The sequence below is a fragment of the Streptomyces sp. NPDC002403 genome, from assembly GCF_053593015.1.
The window spans coordinates 91,664-116,961 of the sequence record NZ_JBSFBQ010000015.1 but is presented as its reverse complement, the minus strand read 5'-3'; the positions used below and the strand labels follow the sequence as shown (position 1 = coordinate 116,961).

At 70.4% G+C, this 25,298-nt stretch carries 25 protein-coding genes; 11 read left to right on the top strand and 14 right to left on the bottom strand.

Features of this window, described 5'->3' with window-relative positions; translation table 11 throughout:
* Positions 1 to 60 precede the first annotated feature (60 nt).
* A complete protein-coding gene (locus tag ACWCPY_RS18900) occupies positions 61 to 1,359 on the top strand; it encodes a M18 family aminopeptidase (protein ID WP_451266286.1) in 1,299 nt (432 codons plus the stop codon).
* Between the two features lie 204 nt (positions 1,360 to 1,563).
* Positions 1,564 to 4,485 (top strand): AfsR/SARP family transcriptional regulator, encoded by a 2,922-nt coding sequence (locus ACWCPY_RS18895; protein WP_451266284.1) that lies wholly within the window; start codon positions 1,564 to 1,566, stop codon positions 4,483 to 4,485.
* Positions 4,486 to 4,526: 41 nt separating this feature from the next.
* On the opposite strand, the gene ACWCPY_RS18890 is transcribed toward ACWCPY_RS18895, so the two are convergent.
* Positions 4,527 to 6,353: an NHL domain-containing thioredoxin family protein gene (locus ACWCPY_RS18890; protein ID WP_451266282.1), complete on the bottom strand. Its 1,827-nt coding sequence runs from the start codon at positions 6,351 to 6,353 to the stop codon at positions 4,527 to 4,529.
* Positions 6,354 to 6,417: 64 nt separating this feature from the next.
* Between ACWCPY_RS18890 and ACWCPY_RS18885 the strand changes: the two genes are divergently transcribed.
* Positions 6,418 to 6,909 carry an LURP-one-related/scramblase family protein gene (locus ACWCPY_RS18885; RefSeq protein ID WP_451266280.1) on the top strand — a complete coding sequence of 164 codons (492 nt, stop codon included), beginning with the start codon at positions 6,418 to 6,420 and terminating at the stop codon, positions 6,907 to 6,909.
* A 32-nt stretch (positions 6,910 to 6,941) separates the two neighbouring features.
* Here the strand turns inward: ACWCPY_RS18885 and ACWCPY_RS18880 are convergent, their stop codons facing one another.
* Complete coding sequence (locus tag ACWCPY_RS18880) at positions 6,942 to 7,739, bottom strand: carbon-nitrogen family hydrolase (protein ID WP_451266278.1); 798 nt, start codon at positions 7,737 to 7,739, stop codon at positions 6,942 to 6,944.
* 184 nt (positions 7,740 to 7,923) lie between these two features.
* Here ACWCPY_RS18880 and ACWCPY_RS18875 point away from each other — a divergent pair, with 184 nt between their 5' ends.
* Complete coding sequence (locus tag ACWCPY_RS18875) at positions 7,924 to 8,748, top strand: maleylpyruvate isomerase family mycothiol-dependent enzyme (RefSeq protein WP_451266276.1); 825 nt, start codon at positions 7,924 to 7,926, stop codon at positions 8,746 to 8,748.
* A 105-nt stretch (positions 8,749 to 8,853) separates the two neighbouring features.
* On the opposite strand, the gene ACWCPY_RS18870 is transcribed toward ACWCPY_RS18875, so the two are convergent.
* Positions 8,854 to 10,164 carry an MFS transporter gene (locus ACWCPY_RS18870; RefSeq protein WP_451266274.1) on the bottom strand — a complete coding sequence of 437 codons (1,311 nt, stop codon included), beginning with the start codon at positions 10,162 to 10,164 and terminating at the stop codon, positions 8,854 to 8,856.
* The gene (locus ACWCPY_RS18865) at positions 10,161 to 10,856 is read right to left on the bottom strand and encodes a GntR family transcriptional regulator (protein WP_451266272.1); all 696 of its coding nucleotides are present in this window, start codon (positions 10,854 to 10,856) and stop codon (positions 10,161 to 10,163) included. The genes ACWCPY_RS18870 and ACWCPY_RS18865 overlap by 4 nt, the downstream gene beginning before the upstream one ends.
* A gap of 218 nt (positions 10,857 to 11,074) precedes the next feature.
* Here ACWCPY_RS18865 and ACWCPY_RS18860 point away from each other — a divergent pair, with 218 nt between their 5' ends.
* Positions 11,075 to 11,974: a D-alanyl-D-alanine carboxypeptidase family protein gene (locus ACWCPY_RS18860; RefSeq protein ID WP_451266270.1), complete on the top strand. Its 900-nt coding sequence runs from the start codon at positions 11,075 to 11,077 to the stop codon at positions 11,972 to 11,974.
* Positions 11,975 to 12,043: 69 nt separating this feature from the next.
* Here ACWCPY_RS18860 and ACWCPY_RS18855 read toward each other — a convergent pair whose 3' ends face one another.
* From ACWCPY_RS18855 to ACWCPY_RS18835, 5 genes are all read right to left on the bottom strand, one after another.
* The gene (locus tag ACWCPY_RS18855) at positions 12,044 to 12,478 is read right to left on the bottom strand and encodes a VOC family protein (protein WP_451266268.1); all 435 of its coding nucleotides are present in this window, start codon (positions 12,476 to 12,478) and stop codon (positions 12,044 to 12,046) included.
* A 95-nt stretch (positions 12,479 to 12,573) separates the two neighbouring features.
* Positions 12,574 to 13,170 (bottom strand): hypothetical protein, encoded by a 597-nt coding sequence (locus ACWCPY_RS18850; RefSeq protein WP_451266266.1) that lies wholly within the window; start codon positions 13,168 to 13,170, stop codon positions 12,574 to 12,576.
* Positions 13,171 to 13,205: 35 nt separating this feature from the next.
* A complete protein-coding gene (locus ACWCPY_RS18845) occupies positions 13,206 to 13,784 on the bottom strand; it encodes a GNAT family N-acetyltransferase (protein WP_451266264.1) in 579 nt (192 codons plus the stop codon).
* Between the two features lie 132 nt (positions 13,785 to 13,916).
* Positions 13,917 to 14,771 (bottom strand): helix-turn-helix domain-containing protein, encoded by an 855-nt coding sequence (locus tag ACWCPY_RS18840; protein WP_451266262.1) that lies wholly within the window; start codon positions 14,769 to 14,771, stop codon positions 13,917 to 13,919.
* A gap of 15 nt (positions 14,772 to 14,786) precedes the next feature.
* On the bottom strand, positions 14,787 to 15,545 hold the full coding sequence (locus tag ACWCPY_RS18835; protein ID WP_451266260.1) for a DUF6879 family protein: 759 nt from the start codon (positions 15,543 to 15,545) through the stop codon (positions 14,787 to 14,789).
* A gap of 256 nt (positions 15,546 to 15,801) precedes the next feature.
* Here ACWCPY_RS18835 and ACWCPY_RS18830 point away from each other — a divergent pair, with 256 nt between their 5' ends.
* A complete protein-coding gene (locus ACWCPY_RS18830; RefSeq protein WP_451266258.1) occupies positions 15,802 to 16,308 on the top strand; it encodes a hypothetical protein in 507 nt (168 codons plus the stop codon).
* A gap of 71 nt (positions 16,309 to 16,379) precedes the next feature.
* Positions 16,380 to 17,033: a class I SAM-dependent methyltransferase gene (locus ACWCPY_RS18825; protein ID WP_451266256.1), complete on the top strand. Its 654-nt coding sequence runs from the start codon at positions 16,380 to 16,382 to the stop codon at positions 17,031 to 17,033.
* A 14-nt stretch (positions 17,034 to 17,047) separates the two neighbouring features.
* On the opposite strand, the gene ACWCPY_RS18820 is transcribed toward ACWCPY_RS18825, so the two are convergent.
* Positions 17,048 to 17,230: a DUF397 domain-containing protein gene (locus ACWCPY_RS18820; protein WP_451266254.1), complete on the bottom strand. Its 183-nt coding sequence runs from the start codon at positions 17,228 to 17,230 to the stop codon at positions 17,048 to 17,050.
* Entirely contained in the window at positions 17,227 to 18,114 is an 888-nt protein-coding gene (locus ACWCPY_RS18815; protein ID WP_451266252.1) for a DUF5753 domain-containing protein, read from the bottom strand. Before ACWCPY_RS18815 ends, ACWCPY_RS18820 begins: the two co-directional genes overlap by 4 nt.
* Before the next feature lie 239 nt (positions 18,115 to 18,353).
* Here ACWCPY_RS18815 and ACWCPY_RS18810 point away from each other — a divergent pair, with 239 nt between their 5' ends.
* Positions 18,354 to 18,842 carry an ATP-binding protein gene (locus tag ACWCPY_RS18810; protein ID WP_451266250.1) on the top strand — a complete coding sequence of 163 codons (489 nt, stop codon included), beginning with the start codon at positions 18,354 to 18,356 and terminating at the stop codon, positions 18,840 to 18,842.
* Here the strand turns inward: ACWCPY_RS18810 and ACWCPY_RS18805 are convergent.
* The 3 genes from ACWCPY_RS18805 to pdhA are packed head-to-tail and all read right to left on the bottom strand — an operon-like array spanning position 18,829 to position 22,404.
* Positions 18,829 to 20,229 (bottom strand): dihydrolipoamide acetyltransferase family protein, encoded by a 1,401-nt coding sequence (locus ACWCPY_RS18805; protein ID WP_451266248.1) that lies wholly within the window; start codon positions 20,227 to 20,229, stop codon positions 18,829 to 18,831. The genes ACWCPY_RS18810 and ACWCPY_RS18805 overlap by 14 nt on opposite strands.
* A 10-nt stretch (positions 20,230 to 20,239) precedes the next feature.
* Positions 20,240 to 21,220, bottom strand: a complete 981-nt coding sequence (locus tag ACWCPY_RS18800; protein WP_451266246.1) for an alpha-ketoacid dehydrogenase subunit beta — start codon at positions 21,218 to 21,220, stop codon at positions 20,240 to 20,242.
* Positions 21,221 to 21,222: 2 nt separating this feature from the next.
* Positions 21,223 to 22,404, bottom strand: coding sequence for a pyruvate dehydrogenase (acetyl-transferring) E1 component subunit alpha (gene pdhA / locus ACWCPY_RS18795; RefSeq protein WP_451266244.1), 1,182 nt, complete (start codon positions 22,402 to 22,404; stop codon positions 21,223 to 21,225).
* 340 nt (positions 22,405 to 22,744) lie between these two features.
* Between pdhA and ACWCPY_RS18790 the strand changes: the two genes are divergently transcribed.
* From ACWCPY_RS18790 to ACWCPY_RS18780, 3 genes are all read left to right on the top strand, one after another.
* Complete coding sequence (locus tag ACWCPY_RS18790; RefSeq protein WP_362441958.1) at positions 22,745 to 23,404, top strand: response regulator transcription factor; 660 nt, start codon at positions 22,745 to 22,747, stop codon at positions 23,402 to 23,404.
* A gap of 143 nt (positions 23,405 to 23,547) precedes the next feature.
* A complete protein-coding gene (locus tag ACWCPY_RS18785) occupies positions 23,548 to 23,991 on the top strand; it encodes a pyridoxamine 5'-phosphate oxidase family protein (protein ID WP_451266242.1) in 444 nt (147 codons plus the stop codon).
* Positions 23,992 to 24,183: 192 nt separating this feature from the next.
* Positions 24,184 to 25,185: a phosphotransferase gene (locus ACWCPY_RS18780; RefSeq protein ID WP_451266375.1), complete on the top strand. Its 1,002-nt coding sequence runs from the start codon at positions 24,184 to 24,186 to the stop codon at positions 25,183 to 25,185.
* Positions 25,186 to 25,298: the final 113 nt, after the last annotated feature.

Here is a 25,298-nt window from a genome sequence, read left to right as displayed (position 1 = left end):
CGAGGCCCCGCGCCCGACGGCGGTGAGGCCGCCCGGCCCGGTCTCGTTACAGTGAGGAACATGAGTTCCTCCCTCCGCTTCGACCGCGGTCACACCGACGACCTGATGGCCTTCCTGATGGCCTCCCCCTCCCCGTACCACGCCGTGGCCACCGCGGCCGCCCGGCTGGAGAAGGCCGGTTTCCGGCAGGTCGAGGAGACCGCGGCCTGGGACGGGACCGCCGGGGGCAAGTACGTCCTGCGCGGCGGTGCGATCGTCGCCTGGTACGTGCCGGAGGGCGCCGAGGCGCACACCCCGTTCCGGATCGTCGGCGCGCACACCGACTCGCCGAACCTGCGGGTCAAGCCGCTGCCCGACACCGGGGCGTACGGCTGGCGGCAGGTCGCCGTGGAGATCTACGGCGGGACGCTGCTCAACACCTGGCTCGACCGTGACCTCGGCCTGGCCGGCCGGATCTCGCTGCGCGACGGCACCCACCGGCTGGTGAACATCGACCGGCCGCTGCTGCGCGTGCCGCAGCTGGCCGTGCACCTGGACCGGTCGGCCAACCCCGACGGGCTCAAGCTCGACCGCCAGAAGCACATGCAGCCGATCTGGGGCCTCGGGGACGTCGAGGAGGGCGACCTGATCCGGTTCGTCGCCGAGGAGGCCGGTGTCGACGCCGAGGACGTGACCGGCTGGGACCTGATGCCGCACGCCGTCGAGCCGCCCGCCTACCTGGGCCGGGACCGCGAGCTGCTGGCCGGGCCCCGGATGGACAACCTGCTCTCCGTGCACGCGGCGGCCGCCGCGCTCGGCGCCGTCGCCGGACAGCCGGACGAGGAGCTTCCGTACATCCCGGTCATGGCCGCCTTCGACCACGAGGAGAACGGCTCGCAGTCCGACACCGGCGCCGACGGGCCGCTGCTCGGCACGGTCCTGGAGCGTTCGGTCTTCGCGCGCGGCGGTACGTACGAGGACCGCGCCCGGGCCTTCGCCGGGACCGTCTGCCTCTCCTCCGACACCGGTCACGCGATCCACCCCAACTACGCCGAGCGCCACGACCCGACCCACCACCCGGTGGTCAACGGCGGACCGATCCTCAAGACCAACGTCAACATGCGGTACGCGACCGACGGCAGCGGCCGGGCCGTGTTCGCGGCGGCATGCCAGAAGGCGGGCGTGCCGTGGCAGACGTTCGTCTCCAACAACTCGATGCCGTGCGGCACCACGATCGGCCCGATCACCGCCGCCCGGCACGGGATCCAGACCGTGGACATCGGTGTGGCGATCCTGTCGATGCACAGCGCCCGTGAGCTGTGCGGGGCGGACGACCCGTATCTGCTGGCCAACGCGCTGACGGCGTTCCTGGCGGGCTGATCCCGCCTGCCGCCAGGCCGTCGACGGGCCGGCGTTCCGGTGCGCGAGACGCTCCGGAGCGCCGGCCCGCCGTCGCTCGGCGGCCGTTCCGCGCGCACCCCGCCGGTCGGGCACAACCCGTCGTCGGCTCCCCGGCACCCCCGATATCCTGGGACTTTCCCGTGCCCGACCCCGGGCGCATCCCGCCCGGAAGGGAAGCCGCTCGTGGAGTTCCGGCTGCTCGGCACCGTCTCCGTCGACACGTTCACCGGGCCGCTGCCGCTCGGCCCCGCCAAGCGCCGCAGTCTGCTCGCCGCGCTGCTGCTGTCCGCCAACACCCCCGTCTCCATCGCCAGACTCACGGACTCGCTCTGGGACGACACACCGCCGCTGCACGCCCGCAGCGTCATCCAGGGCCATGTCTCCCGGCTGCGCGCCCTGCTGGTGGGTGCGGACGCGGAGGCGTACGGGGTGGAGCTGGTCACCCTCGGCGACGCGTATGTGCTGCGGCTGCCGGAGACCCTGCTGGACTCGCAGCGCTTCGAGGAACTGCTGACGCTGGCGCGGGGGCAGCGCAGCCCCGCCGACGCGGTGCTGATGCTCAAGGAGGCCCTGTCCCTGTGGCAGGGGCCGGCGCTCAGCGGCGCGTTCGCCGGACGCCCGCTCCAGGCGGCCGCGCACTCGCTGGAGGAGTCGCGGCTGGCGACCGTCGAGCAACTGGCGCGCGCCTACGCGGCGCTGGGGGAGCACAACCGGGCGGCGTCGGTGCTGCGGGCGGAGGCCGTCGCGCATCCGATGCGGGAGTCGCTGGCGGCGGCCCTGATGACGGCGCTGTACCGGGCGGGGCGTCAGTCGGAGGCGCTGGACTGGTTCCACCGCACGCGGCGGCTGCTCGCCGATGAGCTGGGCATCGATCCCGGACATGAACTCGCCGACGCGTACGCGCTGATCCTGCGCGGCGATCCCGGGCCGGACGCCGGACGGGAAGGCGGACGGAACGCACCCGACGGGCAGGGGGCCACGGCCCGCGGCCCGGTCCGGAACGGTGGCGGTGACGGCAACGGGACCGTGCCCGCGGCCCGCCCGGTGGCTGACCCGGGGACCGGAACGGACGGCGGGTCCGCGGCACGGCCGGCCGCCCCGACCGGCGGAACGGGCAGCGGTACGACCGGCGCGCCCGGCACCGCCCCGCCCCGCCCCCTCCCCGTGCCGTCCCTGGCCGGCGATCCGCATCCCACCGATCTGCTGCCCCGCGCACCCCGCGGCTTCCAGGGGCGGACCTCCGAGCTGGCCGCGCTCACCCGGGCCGCGGCGGGCGAGGCACCCGTCTGCCTGGTCACCGGGCCGGCCGGGGTGGGCAAGACCGCGCTGGCCCTGCAATGGGCGCACCGCACCCCGGCCGCCTTCCCCGACGGGCGGCTCTTCGCCGATCTGCGCGGGTTCAGCGACACCGGCGAGCCCGCGCTCATCGAGGTCCTGCGCGAGTTCCTGCTGGCGCTCGGCGTCGCGCCCCGCCGCGTCCCGGAGTCCGTCGCGGCCGCGGCCGCGCTCTTCCGGTCCCTGACCGACCGGCGCCGTCTGCTCGTCGTACTCGACAACGCCCGCCACTCCGCCACCGTCCGGCCGCTGCTGCCGGGCGGCACCGACTGCGTCACGCTGGTCACCAGCAGGCACCGGCTGGAGGGCCTCATCGCCTCGGACGCGGCCCGGCCGGTCCCGCTCGACGTGCTCGAACCGCCGGACGGCACGGCCCTGCTGGCCGGTGTGCTCGGCGAGGACCGGGTGCTCGCCGAACCGGTCGCGGCCCGTCGGCTCGCCGAACTCTGCGGGGGACTGCCGCTGGCGCTGCGGGTCACCGCGGCACGGCTGGCCGGGCGCCCGACATGGACACTGGCCGGTCTCGCCGACGAACTGGCCGACGAACGCAGTCGGCTGACCTACCTCGACGTGGACGACACCGGTGTCTCGGCCGCGCTGCGGCTGACCGTGCAGCAGCTGCCGCAGGACGCCGTCCACCAGCTCGCCCGGCTCGGCCACCACCCCGGCAGCCACTTCGACCCGTACACGGCCGCCGCGCTCGCCGGCACCGACCCGGTCGTCGCCACGGCGGCGCTGGAACGGCTCGCCGCCGCCCATCTCGTCACCGAGGCGGCGCCCGGACGCTGGGTGCTGCACGATCTGGTGCGCCTCTACGCCCGCGGCATGGATCCCGAGGGAGGGTCCGAGGCGCTCATCGGGGTCCTCGACCACTACATCGCCACCGCGCTGGCCGCCGCCGACACGGCCGAGCCCGGCGGCGAGCCCTGCTTCGTCCTGCCGGAGGACTACCACCGCCCGGTCGCCGTGCGGGACTTCGTCGACCGGGCGACGGCGATGCACTGGCTGGCGGCCGAACGCGACGATCTGGCGCTGGCCGCCGACGCCGCCCGGAGCGCCGGACTCCACGACCGGGCGTGGCGGATCATCCTGCTCCAGTGGCCGCAGGTGGTGTGGCGGGTGCGGGACAACTGGGCCCCGCTGCTGGAACTGGCGCTGGACTCGGCGCGCGCCCACCGCGACGCGTACGCCGAGTCGAGGGTGATCAATCTGCTGGGCTGGGTGCTGGCCGAGGAGGGCAGGACCGCCGAGGCCGTCGCCCTGCTGGAGCGCTCGCCCGGACTGGCCCGGCAGGCCGGCGACCGGCTCGGCGAAGCGACCGCGCTGATCAACCTGGCCGTCGTCCAGACCGAGCAGGGGGCACTCGACACCGCTCTGGAGGGGTGCGGACGGGCTGTCGCGCTGGCCCGTGAGGAGCAGGACGCGCACACCGAGATGCTGGCGCTCCAGCACCTCGCCCGGATGCAGCTGGCCGCGAACCGGCCGCACGAAGCCCTCGCATCCACCCGGACCGCGCTCGACCTGGGGCCCGAGCACGAGGAGATCGCCCGCCGGGTGCTGCTGCTGACCACCAGCGGCGAGGCCCGTCTGGCGCTGGGCGAGGAGAACGACGGGATCCGGCTGCTGGACCGGGCGGCCGGGGAGGCGGAGCGCGCCGGTTACGACGAGGGCGCGGTGCGGGCCCTGCAGGCGCTGCTGCGGGTGACGGCCGGGCCGGAGTACCGCAAGCGGTACGAGGAAGCGGTCCGCCGGCTCACCGACGACGGGTGAACCGCTCCGGGCCCGGTCGCGCGACCGGGCCCGGCAGCCTCTCAGCCCTGCTCGTCCATTCCCGCCAGCACCAGCGGCAGCCGGGCCGTTCCCGCCTCGCTCACGCGGACGGGGACGCCCCAGTCCTGCTGGTGGACATGGCAGGCCGGGTACTCGTTCGCCGGGTCGTCGTCGCAGGACGCCGCCATCGCCGACACATGCAGGACGCCCTCGGTGACGTCGTCGGCCAGGACCAGGTCACGGAACAGGTCCGTCCCCGGCCCCGCGCCCTCCACCAGCAGCTCCGGCGGGGTCGCCGAGACCAGCAGCCGGGTCGAGGGGCCGTACCGGGTGTCCAGCTTCTGCCCGGCGGGCGCCTGGAAGACCACATCGAGCCGGAGCGTGCCCGGGGCGATCCCGGTGGCCGCGCGCTGTGTGCGGTGCGCCCGGTCGGCGACGCGTACGGCCTCCTCGGGCAGCCGCAGCCGGGTCAGCCGGTGCCGGGCGGACTCGACGACGACGAGATCGCCGTCGACCAGCACCGCGTCGCTGGGCTCGCGCAGATCCGTGGCCAGGGTGGTGACCTCATCGCTCGCGGGGTCGTAACGCCGCAGCGCGTGGTTGTACGTGTCGCAGACGGCGACGGACCCGTCGGGCAGGGCGGCCACCCCCAGCGGGTGCTGGAGCAGGGCCTGTCCGGCGGCGCCGTCGCGGTGCCCGAAGTCGAAGAGTCCGGTGCCGACGGCCGTACGGACGGCGAAGCCGTCCCCGTCGCGCTCGACGTAGCGCAGCGCGGACGTCTCCGAGTCGGCGACCCAGAGCCGCTCCCCGTCGGCGGAGGTCGCGAGCCCGGACGGCTGGGCGAACCACGCCTCGGCCGCCGGTCCGTCGACCAGGCCCTCGTTGGTGGTGCCCGCCGCGACCTCGACGGTCCCCGTCGCGGGGTCGTACGTCCACAGCTGGTGCACCCCCGCCATGGCGATCCACAGCCGGCCGGCGAACCAGGCGACGTCCCAGGGGGAGGAGAGGGCGACCTCGCGGGCCGGTCCGGAGGTCGGCGAGCCCTGCCACCACTGGCGGCCGGTGCCGGCGAGCGTCGTCGTCTCCCCGGTGGCGAGGTCGAGGGCGCGGACGGCGTGGTTGACCGTGTCGGCGACCGCGATCCGGCCGTCGGGCAGCACGGCGAGCCCCTGCGGCTCGGAGAACCGGGCCCCGTCGGGCCCGCCGTCCGCGAAGCCCCTGTCCCCCGTACCGATGTGACGGCGAACCGTCTCGCTGTCGCGTTCGATCTCGACCAGGCGGTGGCGGGTGGTGTCGGAGACGAGGAAGCCGCCGTCCGGCAGGAGCAGGGCCTTGCCGGGGAAGCGCAGATGGGTGGCGACCGGTTCGGGCGCGACATAGGGGCCGTCGCCGCGGCGCAGTGTGCCCTTCGCCGCGTGCTCGGCCTCCAGCTCCTCGACCAGCTTCGCGATCGCGTGCGCATGGCCCTCGCCGGCGTGCTGGGCGACGACATAGCCCTCGGGGTCGATGACGACCAGCGTGGGCCAGGCCCGTACGGCGTACTGCTTCCAGGTCGCCAGTTCCGGGTCGTCGAGGACCGGGTGGTGGACCTCGTACCGCTCGACGGCGTCGACGACGGCCTGGTGCTCGGCCTCGTGGACGAACTTCGGCGAGTGCACCCCGATGATCACCAGGGTGTCGCGGTGCTTCTCCTCCAGCTCGCGCAGCTCATCGAGGACATGCAGACAGTTCACACAGCAAAAGGTCCAAAAATCCAGGACCACAATGCGTCCCCGCAGGTCAGCGAGGGTGTACTGCTGGTCGCCTGTATTGAGCCAGCCGCCCTTGCCGATCAGCTCGGGGGCCCTGACGCGCGCACGTGTTGCCATGTGAACAGTCAACATCACCGTGGCGTCCACGCATTCCGCAGGGACCTCGGGGAACCTGTGAGCCATGAGATTCCTGGTGCGTGAACGACTCTTCGCCGTCGGTGACGACTACTGGATCGAGGACGCGGACGGCCGCAAGGTGTTCCTCGTCGACGGCAAGGCCATGCGGGTGCGGGACACCTTCGAGCTGAAGGACGCACGGGGCCGGATCCTGGTCGAGATCCGGCAGAAGCTGCTCAGCCTGCGCGACACGATGCTCATCGAGCGCGACGGCGAGCAGCTCGCCAGGATCAAGCGCAAGCGGCTGTCGCTGCTGCGCAACCACTACCGGGTCACGCTGGTCGACGGCACCGAACTCGACGTCAGCGGCAAGATCCTGGACCGCGAGTTCGCCATCGAGTACGACGGGGAGCTGCTGGCCCAGATCTCCCGGCGATGGCTGACCGTCCGGGACACCTACGGCATCGACGTCGTACGGGAGGACGCCGACGCGGCGCTGCTCATCGCCGTATCGGTCTGTGTCATCGTGCTCGCGGACAAGGAGCGCGAGGACTGATCCGCCCCGGTTTCACGTGAAACGAAGCGGTCCTAGCGGAGCCCGGGCGGAGCCAGTCCCAGGCGGCGGTCCTTGAGGGCCGGGAACTGCTCACGGGTCGCCGCCACCTTCGCCGGGTCGAACTCCACGTCGAGCACCTCCTCGTCCGAGCCCGCCTCCGCGAGCACCTCGCCCCACGGGTCGACCACGATGCTGTGCCCGGCCTGCTGGACTCCGGCATGGGTGCCCGCGGAGCCGACGGCCAGGACGTACGACTGGTTCTCGACGGCGCGGGCCTGCGCCAGCAGCGTCCAGTGGGCGCGGCGCCGCTCGGGCCAGCCCGCCGAGACGATCAGCGTGCCGGCGCCCGCGTCGACCAGGCCGCGGAACATCTCCGGGAAGCGCAGGTCGTAGCAGGTCGCGAGGCCCAGCGTGGTCTGCGGCAGGACGACCGTGACCAGTTCCTCGCCGGCGCCCATCATGACCGCCTCGCCCTGGTCGAAACCGAAGCGGTGGATCTTGCGGTACGCGGCGGCCCGCTCGCCCTCGGGCGTGAAGACGAGCGAGGTGTTGTAGAGGGTGCCGTCGGCGGCGCGCTCGACGAAGGAGCCCGCGTGCAGCCAGACCCCGGCGTCGGCCGCGGCCTTCGCCATGATGTCGTGGGTGGGCCCCTGAAGCGGTTCGGCCTCGTCCGCGAAGGCGTCGTAGGCGAACGCCCCGACCGGCCACAGCTCGGGAAGGACCACCAGATCAGCGCCTCGCCGGCCCGCGATCAGCGAAGCCGCACGCTGTCTCCGGGCACTGACGGATTCGTCCGGGTCTACTGCGATCTGGATGAGGGAGGCGCGCACACTACCACCGTCCTGGCATTCGAGCCGTCAACACGGGCCTACGATCGTCACACGAAAGCACTGCCGGGGTGCCTGCTCGCAGCGTAACTTAGCGACCGAACCTCCCACGCAGACCGCCGCCCGCAGACCGCCGCCCGCGCCCAGCTCTCCAGCCCATGCACCGCAGAACCGCACGAGGGGTCCCGTGACCGTCCATCCCAGCCTCCAGACCTACGCCGATGCCTGGACCCACTCCATCGAGTCGATAGCGGAGCTGGTGAAGCCGCTCGCCGAGGGAGAGTGGAACCGCCGTACGCCATGCCCCGCCTGGTCGGTGCGTGACATCGTCTCGCACGTCATCGGCATGGAGTCCGAGCAGCTCGGCGACCCGCGCCCGATCCACTCCCTGCCCCGCGACCTCTACCACGTACAGAGCGACTTCGCCCGCTACATGGAGATGCAGGTCGATGTGCGGCGTCACCACACCGCGCCGGAGATGACCTCCGAGCTGGAGTACACGATCATCCGCCGGGCGCGTCAGCTGCGCAACGAGACACGTGACCCCGAGACCATGGTCCGCGCGCCGCTCGGCGCCGAGCAGACCCTCGAACTGGCGCTGCGGATGCGCGCCTTCGACGTCTGGGTGCACGAGCAGGACCTGCGGGCGACGCTGGGGCAGCCCGGCAATCTGGACTCCCCCGGCTCGACGATCGTGCGGGACACCCTGCTGGAGGCGCTGCCGAAGGTGGTCGCCAAGGACGCGGGGGCGCCCGCCAGTTCGGCGGTCGTGCTCGATGTGCACGGCCCGCTGGAGTTCCTGCGCACCGTCAGGGTCGACGCGGAGGGCCGTGGTTCGGTGGACGGTTCACCCTCGCTCGGGCCCGTGGTGACGCTGGCGATGGACTGGGAGACGTACTTCCGCCTCGCCTGCGGGCGGGTGCGCGCGGCCGCGGTCGCCGAGCGGATCAAGGTCGAGGGCGACGAGGACCTGGCGACGGCGATCCTGCAGAACTTCGCCGTGACGCCGTGAGCCATGACGGCGTGACGGTGTGACCGGCTCAGCGCCGTGACGTCATGATCGGCGGCGCCCGTCGCACGAGGGACGGGCGCGCCGCCGATCCGGCGCGACGAGCGGTCACACGGGTACGTGCACGGCCTCCACGCGGCTGACCACATGGTGGTTCCGCTCGCGGTGCGTGGCCCTGGAGTGCAGCCGCAGGATCTGTACGACGCCGAGCGCCTCCAGCACGAAGACCGAGGCGAACGCGATCCGGTAGTTGTCGCCGGTCGCGTCCAGCAGCACACCGACGGCGAACAGCGTGGTCATCGAGGCGATGAAGCCGCCCATGTTCACGATGCCCGACGCGGTGCCCTGCCGCTCCGGCGGGTTGGCCGGCCGTGCGAAGTCGAAGCCGATCATCGAGGCCGGGCCGCAGGCGCCGAGCACCACGCACTCCACGATCAGCAGCCACATCGGCGCGTGGTCGCCCGGGTAGAAGATGGCCGACGCCCAGAGCAGCGCCGTCACCAGGACCGTGCCGAGGGCCAACGGGGCGCGGGCCGCGTGGTGGCGGGCGATGATCTGCCCGTAGACCAGCCCGAACGCCATGTTGGAGAGCACCACCAGGGTGAGCAGCTCACCTGCGGTGGACCGGCTGAGCCCCTGTGCCTCCACCAGGAACGGCAGTCCCCACAGCAGCAGGAACACCATGGCCGGGAACTGCGTGGTGAAGTGCACCCACATGCCGAGCCGGGTTCCGGGCTCCCGCCAGGCCGCGGCGATCTGCTTGCGCACATAGGCGGCGCCCGCGTGCTCCGCGGGTGGCGGCTCGTGGCCCTCGGGGTGGTCCTTCAGGAAGAGCAGCAGCAGAACGAGGACGACGACCCCGGCGGCGGAGCTGCCGACGAACGTGGTGGTCCAGCCGAATCCGTGCAGGGCCCGCGCGATGAAGAGCGTCGAGACGAGGTTGCCCGCCATCCCGAAGAGCGCGGCGACCTGGCCGATCAGCGGGCCGCGCCGGGCCGGGAACCAGCGGGCGCCGAGCCGCAGCACGCTGATGAACGTCATCGCGTCGCCGCAGCCGAGCAGCGCCCTGGACGCCAGCGCCATGCCGTACGAGGGGGAGAGCGCGAAGCCGAGCTGCCCGAGGGTGAACAGCACGGCCCCGAGGGTGAGGACCTTCTTGGTGCCCAGCCGGTCGACCATCAGGCCGACGGGTATCTGCATGCCCGCGTAGACGAGCAGCTGGAGGATGGAGAACGTGGAGAGCGCGGAGGCGCTGACGTGGAACCGGTCGGCGGCGTCCAGCCCGGCGACGCCCAGGCTGGTGCGGAAGATGATCGCGACGAAGTAGACGGCGACCCCGATGCTCCAGACCCATGCGGCACGCCGGCCGCCGGGTGGATCGCCGGGCAGGGACAGGGTGGGAGCGGCGGCAGAACTCACCGGTCCTCACCCCTGACCAGCACCTTGACCCGGCTGACATGGCGCCGCACGACCTGCGCGGCCCCCTCCGCGTCCCCGGCCCTGATCGCCTCCAGCAGCTCACCGTGCTCGGTGATGTTGGCGGCGATCCTCCCCGGGTGCGCCTCCATCACGGCGACGCCCATCCGCAACTGCCGGTCGCGCAGCTGGTCGTAGAGGCGCGAGAGGATGTCGTTGCCCGCGTTGCGCACGATCTCGGCGTGGAAGCAGCGGTCCTTCACGGACACCTCCGCCAGGTCTCCGGCCTCGGCCAGCCGGCGCTGCTCCTCCAGGAGTTCTTCGAGCCGGCCGATCAGCTGCGCGGAGGCGGGCACGGCCTTGCGCGCCGCGAACTCCTCGACCAGCAGCCGGGTTTCCACCACGTCCGCGATCTCCTGGGCGGAGACGGCGAGAACGAGGGCGCCCTTCTTCGGGTAGAGCTTGATCAGCCCCTCGACCTCCAGCCGCAGCAGCGCCTCGCGCACCGGCGTACGGGAGACGCCGACCGCCTCCGCGAGGTCTCCTTCGGTCAGGAGGGTGCCGCCCTCGTAACGGCGGTGCAGGACCGCCTCCTTGATGTGGGTGTACACGCGCTCGGCGGCGGGCGGCTGCTTGACGGCGGACTTCATGGACGACTTCGGGGCAGGCTTCACGGCTGGGGGTGCGGCAGGCATGCACACAGCATAGATACAAGATGCGTGCATGACGAAACGGGTCCGCGATACGGGACGCGCACCCTCCGGCCCGCACCACTTCACCCGACCGTGGCAGGAATCACCCGTATCCCTGAATTGCCTCAGGAATCAGCACATCCATCGGGCAGTCTCATGAGTCTCACCACCGAGCGGCACCTTCATGTGGCCGCATTCCAGGGGCATTTGGAGTATTCAAGTTGAAAATCGGCATTAAGGGCATAAGCCGCGCCACTGCCACGGCCACCGTGGCCCTCACGGCCGGTGCCGTCATCGCGGGCAGCGTCTTCGCCTCCACCGCGCAGGCCGCCACGCTCGCCACCCCGAAGATCACCGCCGCCGGCGGATTCACGATGAACAACGGCTCCGCGAAGACCCTGTTCTCCAAGGCCGCGGACACCCGCCGTTCCACCGGCTCCACCACCAAGATCATGACAGCGAAGGTGGTGCTGTCGCAGAAGAACCTGAACCTGGATTCCAAGGTCACGATCCAGAAGGCGTACAGCGACTACATCGTCTCCAAGGGCGCCTCGTCGGCCCGCCTCATCGTGGGCGACAAGGTCACGGTCCGCCAGCTGCTGTACGGCCTGATGCTGCCGTCCGGCTGCGACGCCGCCTACGCCCTGGCCGACAAGTTCGGTTCCGGCTCCACCCGCGCGGCCCGCGTGAAGTCGTTCGTCGGCAAGATGAACGCCCAGGCCAAGTCCCTCGGCCTGAAGAACACCCACTTCGACTCGTTCGACGGCATAGGGAACGGCTCGAACTACTCGACACCGCGCGACCTGACGAAGCTCGCCAGCAGCGCGATGAAGAGCTCCACCTTCCGCACGGTCGTCAAGACCAAGTCGACCAAGCAGAAGGTCACCACGAAGTCCGGCGGCTACCGCTACATGTCGTGGTCCAACACCAACACCATGCTCAGCAGCTACAGCGGCGCCATCGGCATCAAGACCGGCTCCGGCCCGACGGCCAAGTACTGCCTGGTCTTCGCCGCGACCCGCGGCAGCAAGACGATCGTCGGCACGGTGCTCGCCTCCACCAACGCGACCAACCGCTCGGCGGACATGAAGAAGATCATGGACTACTCCTTCAAGAAGTAGCCCGCCCGGCAAGCACGCACAGAGGGGGCCCGCACCGCGCGGGCCCCCTCTCGCCGTACCGGAGAGTGCTCAGTCGAGGCAGAACTCGTTGCCCTCGACGTCCTGCATGTTGATGCAGGACTCGTTGTCCTCGTCGGCGTACAGCACCTTCGTGCACACCGCACCGAGCGCCACCAGCCGATCGCGTTCGGCCTCCAGCACGGCCAGCCGCTCCGCACCCACGAGCCCGGTGCCGGCCCGCACGTCGATGTGCACCCGGTTCTTGGCGACCTTCCCTTCGGGAACGCGTTGGAAGTACAGGCGCGGGCCCTCGCCCGTGGGATCGGAGCACGCGAACCAAGCCCCCCGCTCCTCGGGCGGCAGCGAGTCGTTGTAGGCGTCCCAGGAGTCGAACCCCTCCGGAGGCGGCGGTGCGACGTACCCCAGCACCTCGCACCAGAATCGAGCGACGCGCTCGGGGTCCGCGCAGTCGAAAGTGATCTGGATCTTCCTCACCGATGCCATTCGGCCACCCTAACAGCGGGCCCTCGCCAGCCAGTTCCTATTTTTGGGCACGGGATTCCGAGCGCCCTTCCAGACGGGCGTCGGTGTCTCGCCGCTCAGCGAAGACCGCGCTTCTCGCGTTCGGCTTCGGTCAGCTCCTCCATGAGTTCCTCCGGGTCCACCGTGTACTCGGTGTCATCGAGGGCGTCGTGGTCCTGGGTGCTCAGCGGTAGGCCGAGTCCGGCGAGTTCGGCGGCCAGCTGTGTGAACGCGATCCGCTCGTCGGGCTCGTCCTGGTAGTGCGCCCGCTCGGCGGCGACCCCCTCGGTCAGGGTGAGGCCGGCCAGGCCCCAGAAGGTGAACTCGGTGTCCAGCTCGATGAGGTGCCAGGCACGATCCGCAGGTTCGTCAGGGTGCAGCCAGTAGCCGATCCACCCTTTTCCGCCCTTCGCCACGAGCTTGACGTACTCGGCCATCTCCGTGGCTGCGGCGTTGACGGCCTGCATCTCCGGGTCCGCGAGTTCCTTTTCGCTCAGATAGCTGGTGTCCAGGAGCGGGTGGACCTCTCCCGTCTCGAAGAAGTCGAGGTCGAGGAGGCGGGTGAAGTCGGTGCGTCCTTCCCACTGCGCCACCAGCAGCACGCGCAGGTCGTCGGGTATCGGACGGCCGTCCAGCCGCTCGCGGGAGAACTCGACGAGCCGTTCGTCGTGCATGCGCCGTCTCCAGAGGTCGGAGCGAGATCCTCGCGTCAACGTAACAACGGTGTCCGACAAGAGGTCGCGGCTGACCGGGTCGCCGCCGCATAACACCGGACGGTCACCTTCTGCTCCAGGCTCCACTGCTGTTCGACCGTGGCCAGCAGCTGCCAGCCGAGCCGCTCGTACAGAGCTGCTGCCGCAGTGTCCGAAGCCAGCACGTCGAGCACCGGATGCAGGCCGCGATCCCGCGCTTCTGCGACAGCCTGCCCCATCAGCAGCGCACCGATCCCGTGGCCGCGGGCCCACGGGGCGACGAACAGTCGGTTGACCACGGCGGTCGCGTCGATGCTCAGCCCTGCGCGAGCGCTCCACAGCACGGGAGCCGCGTCTCCCGTGCCGCTCCGGGACAAGCCGATATGACCGGCCACGCGGCCGTCCAGTTCCGCCACCCATGAGGCGATGAGCGATGGCGGTGTGAGCCATGCGCCCGGGGAGTCGGGCCAGTTCACCGGATAGCCGTCGTGCTCATGGACCTCTGCCAGTACCCGCGCACAGTCACCGAGCTCGCGATCGGTCCGCTGTCGGACACTCGGGGGTACACCCGCGCCGGACACGCTCTCGCTCTTCACTGCGGCATGGAAACACAGCCCGAAGGCCAGTGGACAGCGACCTTCGCGACAGGCGCCGGCCGGCCGGGCCGGGTCAGTCCGACGACCGGACCAGCCCGGCCCGGAAGGCGTCCCAGGCGGCGGGATCGGCGATCAAGACCGGGGCGAGAGGGTCCGCCGTACCGCGCTGATGAGGTTCTGCGCGTCGGCACCGTACACAGCGGATTTCCTCAACGTCTCCCAGGTACGCAGATATGTGCTGACGCTCGTCTCGTCGTCGATCCACAACTCCGCATGCCAGTTCTCGACGATGACCTGTCGGTCGCCGTAAATCCAGAATGCGGTGGCAGGGGGAATCCTGAGCGAAGCAGACAACGGAACGATCCCCAGCTCCACCGTGTCCAGCCCGATGGCCCCTACGAGGCGATCGAGCTGAGCGGCCAGCACCGACGGCGGGCAGATCAACGCGTGAAGGGCGGCCTCCCACAGGACGAGGTGGAAGTGCTTCGAGGAGTCGTACAGCGCCTCCTGCCGCTTCATGCGGGACCGTACCGCCTCCTCCGTGTCGGACGGCGATCGCTGCAATTCCGTGTATCTCGTGAAGACCGACCGGGCATAGTCCGGGGTCTGGAGAATCCCGAAAACCATGGAGGACTCCCAGCCACGGAAGACGGAGGAACCGGCATGAGCCCTCAGGTGGGTGTCCTGGACCGCCCTGTGCCCCGAGGCCAACTGCCGCCGCCAGGAGCGTATGTGCGACTCGAAGCCGCGTAGGCGCGCGAGCAGTTCGTCGTAGCTCTCAGGCCCACCGGTCTCATCCGCCCACCTGCGCAGGTCGTCGGACGTAGGAGTCTGTCTGCCGTTCTCCAGCCTGCTGACCTTGGACTTGTTCCACCCACACCGTTCTGCGAGCTCCATACCGGTGAGCCTGCCGCCGACAGCCGAGAGCCGGAGCTCGCGCAACCGTACCCCGAGTGCTTCTCGTGCCTGCTGGTAGTCCGTGCTCACCGGTACGCGCCTGCCTCAGCCTCTCTGCGCGGCCCGACCTGCCGCGAACGCGTCGTACGGGACAGCATGGTGCATCGCGGCGTCACGCACCATTGCGTAGCTCAGCACCGCCGCAGGTTCCGTGATCAGCTCGACGTCGACCAGGTTGTCGGCAGCGTCGAAGTTGAGCAGGGCGACCAGCCGGGAGTCGAAGATCCAGAAGTCTTCGTCGGGCAGCCCGACAAGGTCGGCATCAGCGCGCCGGAGGTTGAGAATCGTCTCGCCGACGGCACTGTTGCGACGCGCGTTGTCGAGCAGGTAGAGCTGGCCGACCGTGGGGGGATCGTCGGTAACGCGCACACGCTCGAACCGCTTGCCGAGTGCGACCTGCTCGCGGCGCTCCGCGCACCACTCGGTGTCGGTCCCCTCCCAGTTGACCGGATGGCCCGATACGAACTGGGCATAGGCGTCGGTGAGTTCGTCGGACGCGTACCGGCGGCGAGTCTCCAGGCGCCATGCCGTGTGCTTGAACTGGGTGAAGAGCCGGTCGAACTCTTCCAGCCCAATGATGTTCCGCTTGCGGGTGACCTCCCTGGGGGCGAAGTCGACCAGAAGCTCACGAGGCACCACGATGGGTACCTCGCCTTCGCTCAGGTGGCGGAGCTGTGCGATGTCGTCCGGGTCGGTGAGCGCGGGGCCGTGCACGATCACCTCTCCGGTATCGAGGTCTTCGTGAATGGACGGGCATCCGTTGACGCCGCTGCCCGTGCCGGTGAAACGCAGCCGCCGGGTCATGATCACATCCTTCCTCGGAAACTGGTCCCTCAGGCTTCCACAGGGACGAAGTCTCACGCCTCGGGCTGCGTGAGCCTGAATCAGCAACCTCAAGCAACTCCGCCCACAGGAGGCGCAACTTCGCGCAACTTCTGTGGTGTTCCAGGGCTTCCCCTCCTTACCGTCGCGCTCGGAGTCCGCAGCTCCTGTCCCGCGCTTCCCAAAGCGGGGCGGGCGCGAATCGATACGGCACAGCCTGTCTCCGAAGGAGTAGTCCATGACCGTCGCACTCGACCCGCTTGCCCGTACCCACACGCGCACGCGTGACCCGAAGGAGCTCCTCAACGCCGCACAGTCGCACGTCGGGCACCTGACGATGAACGTGCTGGGCAACGGAATGACACTCTGGGACCGCGAGATCGCCCTGCTGTTGCGCGATCACACAATGGTCCGTGACATGGCCGAACGGATCCTCGGCAACGCTGTCATCTACACCATCGGATGCATGGAACATCCCGAGGTCCACCTCGGGGTCGGCAAACTCGTCGACATCGGCGTCCACCAGCTGATCCTCGACACGCCCGTGTGGTGGGCCCTCTGCGACGCGTACAACGAAGGCCGGTACAAGCACCACGCCCCGTTCATCGCGCGGCGCCGCGACGGCCTGTGTCTGCGCACGGCGGACTTCCTGAAGTCCGTCGGCTTCGATATCGACGAGGAATTGTGGGCGATCGACGGCACGGACTGCTCCCCGTGCGACGACAAGGTCCCCGACAGCCACTGAACGATCCTGCGCCGGCCCCTGCCCTCGGCTCCCCGAAGGACAGGGGCCGGCCTGTTCGGAGAGGAATCAACTTGCCCGCGCAACACGACATCGCCGCCGAGACCGAACTCTGGGACGCCTACGCCGCTTCCGCCTTCAAGGACGGCCTGGAGCCGGTCTTCTGCTGGACCCAGTACGCCGGTCACGGGCCCGGCCCAGAATTGCTCGGCAGCCCGCATTCCGTGCTGGAGATCGGCTGCGGCACCGGGCGCGCTCTCGCCCACCTCGCTCAGCTGGGTATTGCCGCCCGAGGGGTCGACTTGTCCCCGGCCATGGTCGAGAAGACCTCCGCGAGATGGCGCGACAGCGGCGCGGAGTTCGTGTGCGCGGAGGTCCTGGACCACCTGAGCGAGGTCGGGGACACGTACGACGCCGTCTACTCCATCTTCGGAGCAGCCTGGTTCACCGACCCGGGCCGCCTCTTCCCGCTCATCCGCCGACGGCTCACCCCTGGAGGGGTCTTCGTCTTCTCGCAGCCACCGGCCATCCCCGGCGCGTACGGACCGCAGGGCATGTACAAGGGCGGCTTCGCGGGCAGGGCGATGTTCACCTACCGCTACAGCTACCTCCCCGCCGTGTGGGAGCGTCTGCTCACCCGCGCCGGGTTCGCCACGGCCGACGCGTGGGTCCTGGACGCCCCCTGTCCGGGTCACATCGGGACGCTGCTTGTACGCGCGGTTGCGTAGATGGACGGGCCGGGTCAGTCCGCCCGGACCAGCCCGGCCCGGAAGGCGTCCCAGGCGGCGCGGCCGAGGACGATGACGGGGCCGTCGAGCTGCTTGGAGTCGCGGACGGCGACGGTGTGGGGGATGTTGCGGGCCACTTCGACGCACTCGCCGTTCGGCTCGCTGTAGCTGGACTTCCTGAAGCGGAACTCGGTCACTCGTTCATCCCCTTGGCAATGCTCTCCATGGCCCGCAGCGAGTCGTACGGTGACAGGCTCATGGCACAGGTGCGCGCGAACAACTCAGTGTAGGCGGCGCTCTCTTCGACCCCTTCGACCCAGTTGGTGGACCGCAGTCCGTCCATGTGCACCACGTCCAGAGCGCCGGACTCGACAAACGACAGGATGTTGAAGGGCCCGCCGCCGCACGAGTGCACCCCCGCCCTGAACGGAAGCACCTGCACGTTGATATTGGGCATCTCGGCCAGGGAGCGCAGATGCTCAAGCTGTTGCCGCATGACCTGCGGGCCGCCAATCATCTGTCGCAGTGCCGCCTCCCAGATCACCGCGTGAACTCGTAGCGGGTTGTCGCCATGCAGGCGCCGCTGGCGGCGTACTCGCACGTCGACCAGACGCTCGACCTCGTCGATCCGGTCGGGCGAGACGGCCGCGACCGAGAGGGCCCTCATGTACTCGGGTGTCTGAAACAAGCCCGGGATCAGAGCGAGTTGCCATGTACGCAGCCTGAGCGCCACATCCTCCATGGCGATGTACTCGCGCAGGCTTCCCTGCGTCAGGGAGGTGACCCACCAGCCCTTTGCCCTCCGCCGTTCCCGGTCCAGCTTGGCCAGCCGAAGCAGAGCATGCACCGTGTCCGGACTGTCGACTCCGTACGCCGCGCAGAGCGCCACGACGTCCGGGTCCCGGAACGGAACCCAGCCATGTTCCATCTTGGCGATCTTGGACGCCTGAGCACTGAGTGCCTGCGCGGCCTGCGTCTGGTTCAGTCCGGCGGCTTCTCTGAAGCTCAGCAGCTGACTGCCCAATTGACGTGCAAGGACCGTGGACACACGGTTCCCCATGTCTGCGCGCGGCTTCGCCACAGCTCGACACCTCCTGTTGTCGGAAACAGTCTCCAACTGGCGGGCGGCAGCTCACAATCACCCTGGGGATAATTATCTCCGAGATGTTGTGTGGCACACCTCGAATCGCTACGTTCGGCGCACAGCCGCTCGCACAGCGGAGCCGACACCGGCGGAAGTGCACCACCCTGCCCCGCGCCGGAACCGGCGCCCCGCAGGCGCGGCATCGCCACCGCCCCCTCACCGAGAGGTACGCGACCATGACCTCAGCCCAGGAGAAACCCCCCGCCCCCGTCCTCCGCGAGGACCGGCTCGACTTCACCCCCACCGCCCGCAGCGTCTCCTTCTCCCGGCGCCGCACCGCGCGGCTCGTGCGGGAGTGGGGGTATCCCGGCCTGGCCGGCGACGCGTCGCTCCTGGTCAGCGAGTTGGCGACCAACGCACTGCTGCACGGCGCCATCGAGGACCGCCTCTTCCGCGTCCACCTCACGCTCACCGCGACCACGCTCCGTATCGCGGTGAGCGACGCGCGCGGCGAACGGCTGCCCGGTCTGCGCGAGGTCGGGGATGAAGAGTGCTACGGGCGGGGGCTCCTGATCGTCGCGCGGATCGCGGACCACTGGGGTGTCGAGCCGCGCACCGTCGGGAAGACCGTGTTCGCCGAGCTCGCCGTGCGGCAGGGGCCGGACATGCCGATGGGCCCGCGCGGGGTTCGCGCGGGCCCATCTCGTACAGCTACGCCCAGGTGATCAGCCGCTTCGGCTGCTCCAGGATCGCGGCGACGTCCGCCAGGACCTTGGAGCCGAGCTCGCCGTCGACCAGGCGGTGGTCGAACGACAGGGCCAGCGTGGTGACCTGACGGGGCTTCACCTTGCCCTTGTGGACCCACGGCTGGAGCTTGATCGCACCGACCGCGAGGATCGCGGACTCGCCCGGGTTCAGGATCGGCGTGCCCGTGTCGACGCCGAAGACGCCGACGTTGGTGATGGTCACCGTGCCGCCCGCCATCGCGGCGGGGGAGGTCCGGCCCTCGCGGGCCGTGGAGACCAGCTCGCCCAGGGACGCGGCCAGCTGCGGGAGCGTCTGCTCGTGCGCGTCCTTGATGTTCGGGACGATCAGTCCGCGCGGGGTCGCGGCCGCGATGCCCAGGTTGACGTAGTGCTTCTGCACGATCTCCTGGTTCGCCTCGTCCCAGGCGGCGTTGACGCCCGGGTTCCGCTTGATCGCGACCAGGAGGGCCTTGGCGATGATCAGGAGCGGGTTGACCCGCACCCCCGCCATGTCCTTGTCCTCCTTGAGCTCCGCCACCAGCTTCATCGTGCGCGTCACGTCGACGGTGACGAACTCGGTGACATGCGGGGCCGTGAAGGCGCTGCCGACCATCGCCTGGGCGATGGCCTTCCGTACGCCCTTGACCGGGATGCGGGTCTCGCGGGCGCCCACCGTGGTGACCACGGCCGGAGCCGGGGCCTCGGTGGCGGGAGCGGCTTCCGCCACGACGGGCGCCGGGGCCTGTGCCGGTACGGGCGAGGCGGCCGCGCGCACGTCCTCGCGGGTGATGATCCCGCCCTCACCGGTCGGGACGACCGTCGCCAGGTCGATGCCCAGGTCCTTGGCCAGCTTGCGGACCGGCGGCTTGGCCAGCGGCCGGCTCTCCGGGACCACGGTGGCGTGGCCGTTCATCTCGCCCTGGATCGCCGCCGCGGCGGCCGGCACGGAAGCGGCCGCACCCTTGCGGGCACGCCGCTTGGTCGAGCTCTCGGAGACGCCGTACCCGACCAGCACCGGCTGACGACCCTTGGGGGCCTCCGGCTCCGAGGGTTCCGGTTCCGCGGCCGGCGCCGGGGCCGCGTCACCGCTGCCCGGTGCCACGTCCACCGCGATGATCACCTGGCCGACGTCGACGGTCGTGCCCTCGGGGAAGCGCAGCTCGTGCACCACCCCGTCGAACGGGATCGGCAGCTCCACGGCCGCCTTCGCCGTCTCGACCTCGCAGACGACCTGGCCGTCGGTGACGGTGTCGCCGGGCTGGACGTACCACTTGAGGATCTCGGCCTCGGTGAGTCCCTCGCCCACGTCGGGCATCTTGAACTCACGGAAGCGAGCAGCGTTGGAAGTGTCGGTCATCGTTGTCACGTCCCAGTCCTCAGTACGCCAGCGAGCGGTCGACGGCGTCGAGCACACGGTCGAGACCCGGCAGGTACTCGTCCTCGAGCCGCGCCGGCGGGTACGGGGCGTGGTAGCCGCCGACCCTCAGCACCGGTGCTTCCAGGTGGTAGAAGCAGCGCTCGGTGATCCGGGCGGCGATCTCGGCCCCGGAGCCGTAGAACACCGGCGCCTCGTGGACGACGACGAGCCGGCCGGTCTTCTCGACCGAGGCCTGGATGGCATCGAAGTCGATCGGGGACATCGAGCGCAGGTCCAGGACCTCGATCGACTTGCCCTCCTCCTCGGCGGCCGCGGCGGCCTCCAGGCAGACCTTCACCATCGGGCCGTACGCGACGAGGGTGAGGTCGGTGCCGGTCCGGGCCACCGAGGCCTTGTGCAGGGGGCCGGGGATGGAGTCGGTCTCGACCTCGCCCTTGTCCCAGTAGCGGCGCTTCGGCTCGAAGAAGATGACCGGGTCGTCGCTCTGGACGGCCTGCTGCATCATCCAGTAGGCGTCGCTCGCGTTCGACGGAGAGACCACCTTCAACCCCGCGACGTGCGCGAACAGCGCCTCGGGCGACTCGCTGTGGTGCTCGACGGCGCCGATGCCGCCGCCATACGGGATCCGGATGACGACCGGCAGCTTGATCTTGCCGAGCGCGCGGGCGTGCATCTTGGCGAGCTGCGTGACGATCTGGTCATACGCGGGGAAGACGAAGCCGTCGAACTGGATCTCCACGACGGGCCGGTAGCCGCGCAGGGCCAGGCCGATCGCCGTGCCGACGATGCCGGACTCGGCGAGCGGGGTGTCGATCACCCGGTCCTCGCCGAAGTCCTTCTGGAGCCCGTCGGTGATCCGGAAGACGCCGCCGAGCTTGCCGACGTCCTCACCCATGATGAGGACCTTGGGGTCGGTGTCGAGGGCCTTGCGCAGCGACTCGTTGAGAGCCTTCGCAATGGACATCTTTTCCATGGCCATGGCTACTTGCTCTCCTCGGCGGTGTCTGCGAACGATGCCTGGTAGGCGGCGAACTGGGCGCGCTCCTCGTCGACGAGCGGGTTCCCGTCGGCGTAGACGTTGTCGAAGATCGCGATCGGGTCGGGGTCGGGCATCGCCCGTACCGCCTCGCGCACCCGCTTGCCGAGGGCCTCGCTCTCCTCGTCCAGCGCGGTGAAGAACGCCTCGTCGGCGGCGCCCTCCTTCTCCAGGTAGGCGCGCAGCCGCTGGATCGGGTCCTTGGCCTCCCAGGAGGCCCGCTCCTCGTCCGCCCGGTACTTCGTCGGGTCGTCGGAGGTGGTGTGCGCGCCCATCCGGTAGGTGAACGCCTCCACGAGGGTGGGCCCTTCGCCCCGGCGGGCCCGCTCCAGCGCCGATCTGGTGACGGCCAGGCAGGCGAGTACGTCGTTGCCGTCGACCCGGACACCGGGGAAGCCGAAGCCCTGCGCGCGCTGGTAGAGCGGGACGCGGGTCTGCTTCTCGGTCGGCTCGGAGATCGCCCACTGGTTGTTCTGGCAGAAGAAGACGACCGGGGCGTTGTAGACCGCGGAGAAGGTGAAGGACTCGGCGACGTCTCCCTGGCTGGAGGCGCCGTCGCCGAAGTACGCGATCACGGCCGAGTCCGCGCCGTCCTTGGCGACGCCCATGGCGTAGCCGGTGGCGTGCAGGGTCTGCGAGCCGATGACGATCGTGTACAGGTGGAAGTTGTTGCTGTTCGGGTCCCAGCCGCCGTGGTTCACGCCGCGGAACATTCCGAGCAGATTGGTCGGGTCGACCCCCCGGCACCAGGCGACGCCGTGCTCGCGGTACGTCGGGAAGACGTAGTCGTCGTCGCGCAGGGCCCGGCCGGAGCCGATCTGGGCGGCCTCCTGGCCGAGCAGCGACGCCCACAGGCCCAGCTCGCCCTGGCGCTGCAGGGCGGTGGCCTCGGCGTCGAAGCGGCGGGTCAGGACCATGTCCCGGTACAGACCGCGCAGCTCGTCCGCGGTCAGGTCGATCGAATAGTCCGGATGCTCCACGCGCTCGCCCTCGGGCGTCAGCAGCTGTACGAGCTCGGGCTCGGAACTCTGTGGCGTCTTCGCGGACGTCTTCGCGGTCGTTTTCACGGCGCTGGTCCGCTTGCTGCTGCGTCGCGGTTTGCGCGCGGCAGTGCTCTCCACGGTCACGTGCGTGCTCCTCCGTCGGTCCGGCCCCCGGGGTCTGCCGGGAAGCCAGTGCGGCTCGCCTGTGTCCGTACCCGTGCACGGGGTGGGTGCCGCTCGGTCCGGGAACAGGCGTGACAGGTGCCCCGGCGAGCGTCCTGCCAAAAGCACGTTACCCAGTACGCCGCATAACTGCGAAACCCTATCTGACCTGCGATTTTGCTTGGATTTCCAAGTAAATCGAAAAAGTCGGGAACTCTCGCTGGTCACAGCACTGGTAACAGCCTCGCAGGCTGCCGGAACAACGGCACGTTATCCCGCCGTTCGGCGGCAGGGAAGAGGCGAGTGTGTGAGACTGCGTTTTGTGCGCGAACAAGGAAAAATCACCGTTTTTCTGCTGGACGACCACGAAGTCGTCCGACGCGGAGTCCATGAATTGCTCTCGTCCGAGGACGACATCGAGGTCGTCGGCGAGGCCGGCACCGCGGCGGACGCCCTGGTCCGCATCCCCGCGACCCGGCCCGATGTGGCGGTGCTCGACGTACGGCTGCCCGACGGGAGCGGGGTGGAGGTCTGCCGGGAGGTCCGCTCGGGGGACGAGAACATCAAATGCCTGATGCTCACCTCGTACGCCGACGACGAGGCGCTCTTCGACGCGATCATGGCCGGTGCGTCCGGTTATGTACTGAAGGCGATCCGGGGCAACGAACTGCTGAGCGCGGTACGCGACGTGGCGGCCGGGAAGTCGCTGCTGGACCCGGTGGCAACCGCCCGGGTGCTGGAGCGGCTGCGCGACGGCAAGAAGGGCCGGGACGAGGACAAGCTCTCCGGTCTCACCGAGCAGGAGCGCAAGATCCTCGACCTGATCGGCGAGGGGCTGACGAACCGGGTGATCGGCGAGCGGCTGCACCTCGCCGAGAAGACGATCAAGAACTACGTCTCCAGCCTGCTCTCCAAGCTGGGCATGGAACGGCGCTCGCAGGCCGCCGCGTACGTGGCCAGGCTGCAGGCGGAGAAGCGCTGAGGCGCCGCACCCGGGCGACCGGGACGGCGCGGGAACGGGGACGAAGGGGCCGCGTGCCCCGGCGGCCTTCGGGACTTTGGTCCCGGAGCAACCGGGGCCGCGGCCTCTTTCTGTGACCTCCCGGGTGACGGAGAGTGGAGGGCATGTCCTCCGAGGAACTCCAGGCGATCGAACTGCTCGCCCGCGTCCGGTACGGCCGGCTGGCGACGAGCATGCGGGCCCTCCCGTTTCTGTCGGTGGCCCGCCACGTCGTGATCGACGGTCGCGTGGTCCTGCGGATGCACAGCGGTTTCGGGTACCACAACGCGTGCGACGGCACGGTCGTGGCGTACGGCGCGGACAACTTCAGCACCGCCGGTCCGGGCGGCGCCGGTCCGGGGGGCGACGGCGATCTGTGGGCCGTGCAGTTCACCGGCACCGCCGAGATCGTGCACCCGGCGCCCGGCCAGCGCGAACTGTTCGGCGACGGTCCCGCGCGGGTGAACGGCGAGCCCTTCGATCCGGCGTACCTCAGGCTCGAACCGCACTTCGTCTCCGTGCACACTCTGGGCTTCGACGCAAGTCAGCCGATCGGAAACACAGCGTGATCTAACATCTGGTGAGTGCCGCGCTCATTTGTCACCCTTCCGCCCGTTCCGTCGGCCGGCGAGGTGCTGTTCCCGTCCGTACCCGCTCAGCCCGTGTCCCCGGTGGACAAGGTGCTCCTCCCACCCATGTCCCCGGTGGACAAGGTGCTCCTCCCGTCCGTGCCCCGGCCGCCCGTGCCTCCGGTGAACGAGGTGCTGCGCCGCTATCCGGACGCCGGTGAACCCCTGAGTTGCAAGCCCATCACCAAGGGCCTGCTCAACCACGGCTACCGCGTCTCCACCACCCGCGGCTCCTACTTCCTCAAGCACCACCTCGACGACTCCACCGGCGACCGCGCCACGATCGTCCGCCAGCACCGCGCCACCCAGCGGCTCCAGTCGCTGGGCGTGCCCGTCGCCCCGCCCGTGCAGGACACCGAGGGCGACACGGTCACCGAGATCGGCGGCCGGTGCTACGCCCTGCACCCGTGGGTGGACGGGCTGCACCGGGCGGGTGCCCAGCTCAGCACCGCCCAGTCGGAGCGGCTCGGGGCGCTGCTCGGGGCCGTGCACACCGGGTTGGAACAGGTCATGGGGTCGGGCGCCGGGCTCGCGCACCGCCCCGTCGGGTCCGCCGGGTACCGGAGCCCCGACCCCGCCGACACCTTCGCGGTGATCGACGACCTGCTGGCGGCCGCGCGCCGGCGCCGCCCCCGGGACGCCTTCGACGAGCTGGCCGAGCACCGCCTCCTGGAGCGGCGCACCCTGCTGGAACAGCACGCCGACCGCAGACCCCCCACCCCCGGCGCCCCGGCCACCGGCTGGGTGCACGGCGACTTCCACCCGCTGAACGTCCTGTACCGGGGCGGCGACCCGGTCGCGATCCTCGACTGGGACCGGCTGGGGATCCAGCCGCGGGCGGAGGAGGCGGTGCGGGCCGCGGCGATCTTCTTCGTGCTGCCGGCCGGGAAGCTGGAGCTGGAGAAGGTACGGGCGTACGCGCGGGCCTACCGGCGGGCAGCCGGGGCGGGGGCGGCGGAACTGGCCGCCGCGGTGCACCGGGTGTGGTGGGAACGGCTCAACGACTTCTGGATACTGCGCTGGCGGTACTGCCTGCACGACCAAAGGGCCGACCCGCAGTTCCCTGCGGTGTCGGCCCTGGCGGTCTGGTGGACGCGCGAGTACGAGACGGTGTGCGAGGCGTTCACGGGCTGATTCCGCTCGTGAACGGCCGGGGCGCTGCCGGCTCAGTGCCGGGTCAGGGGATGGTGCCCGTGCCGGTCCCGGTCGTCGCGGACGTACCGGTGGTGGCGGCGCCACCGTCCGTG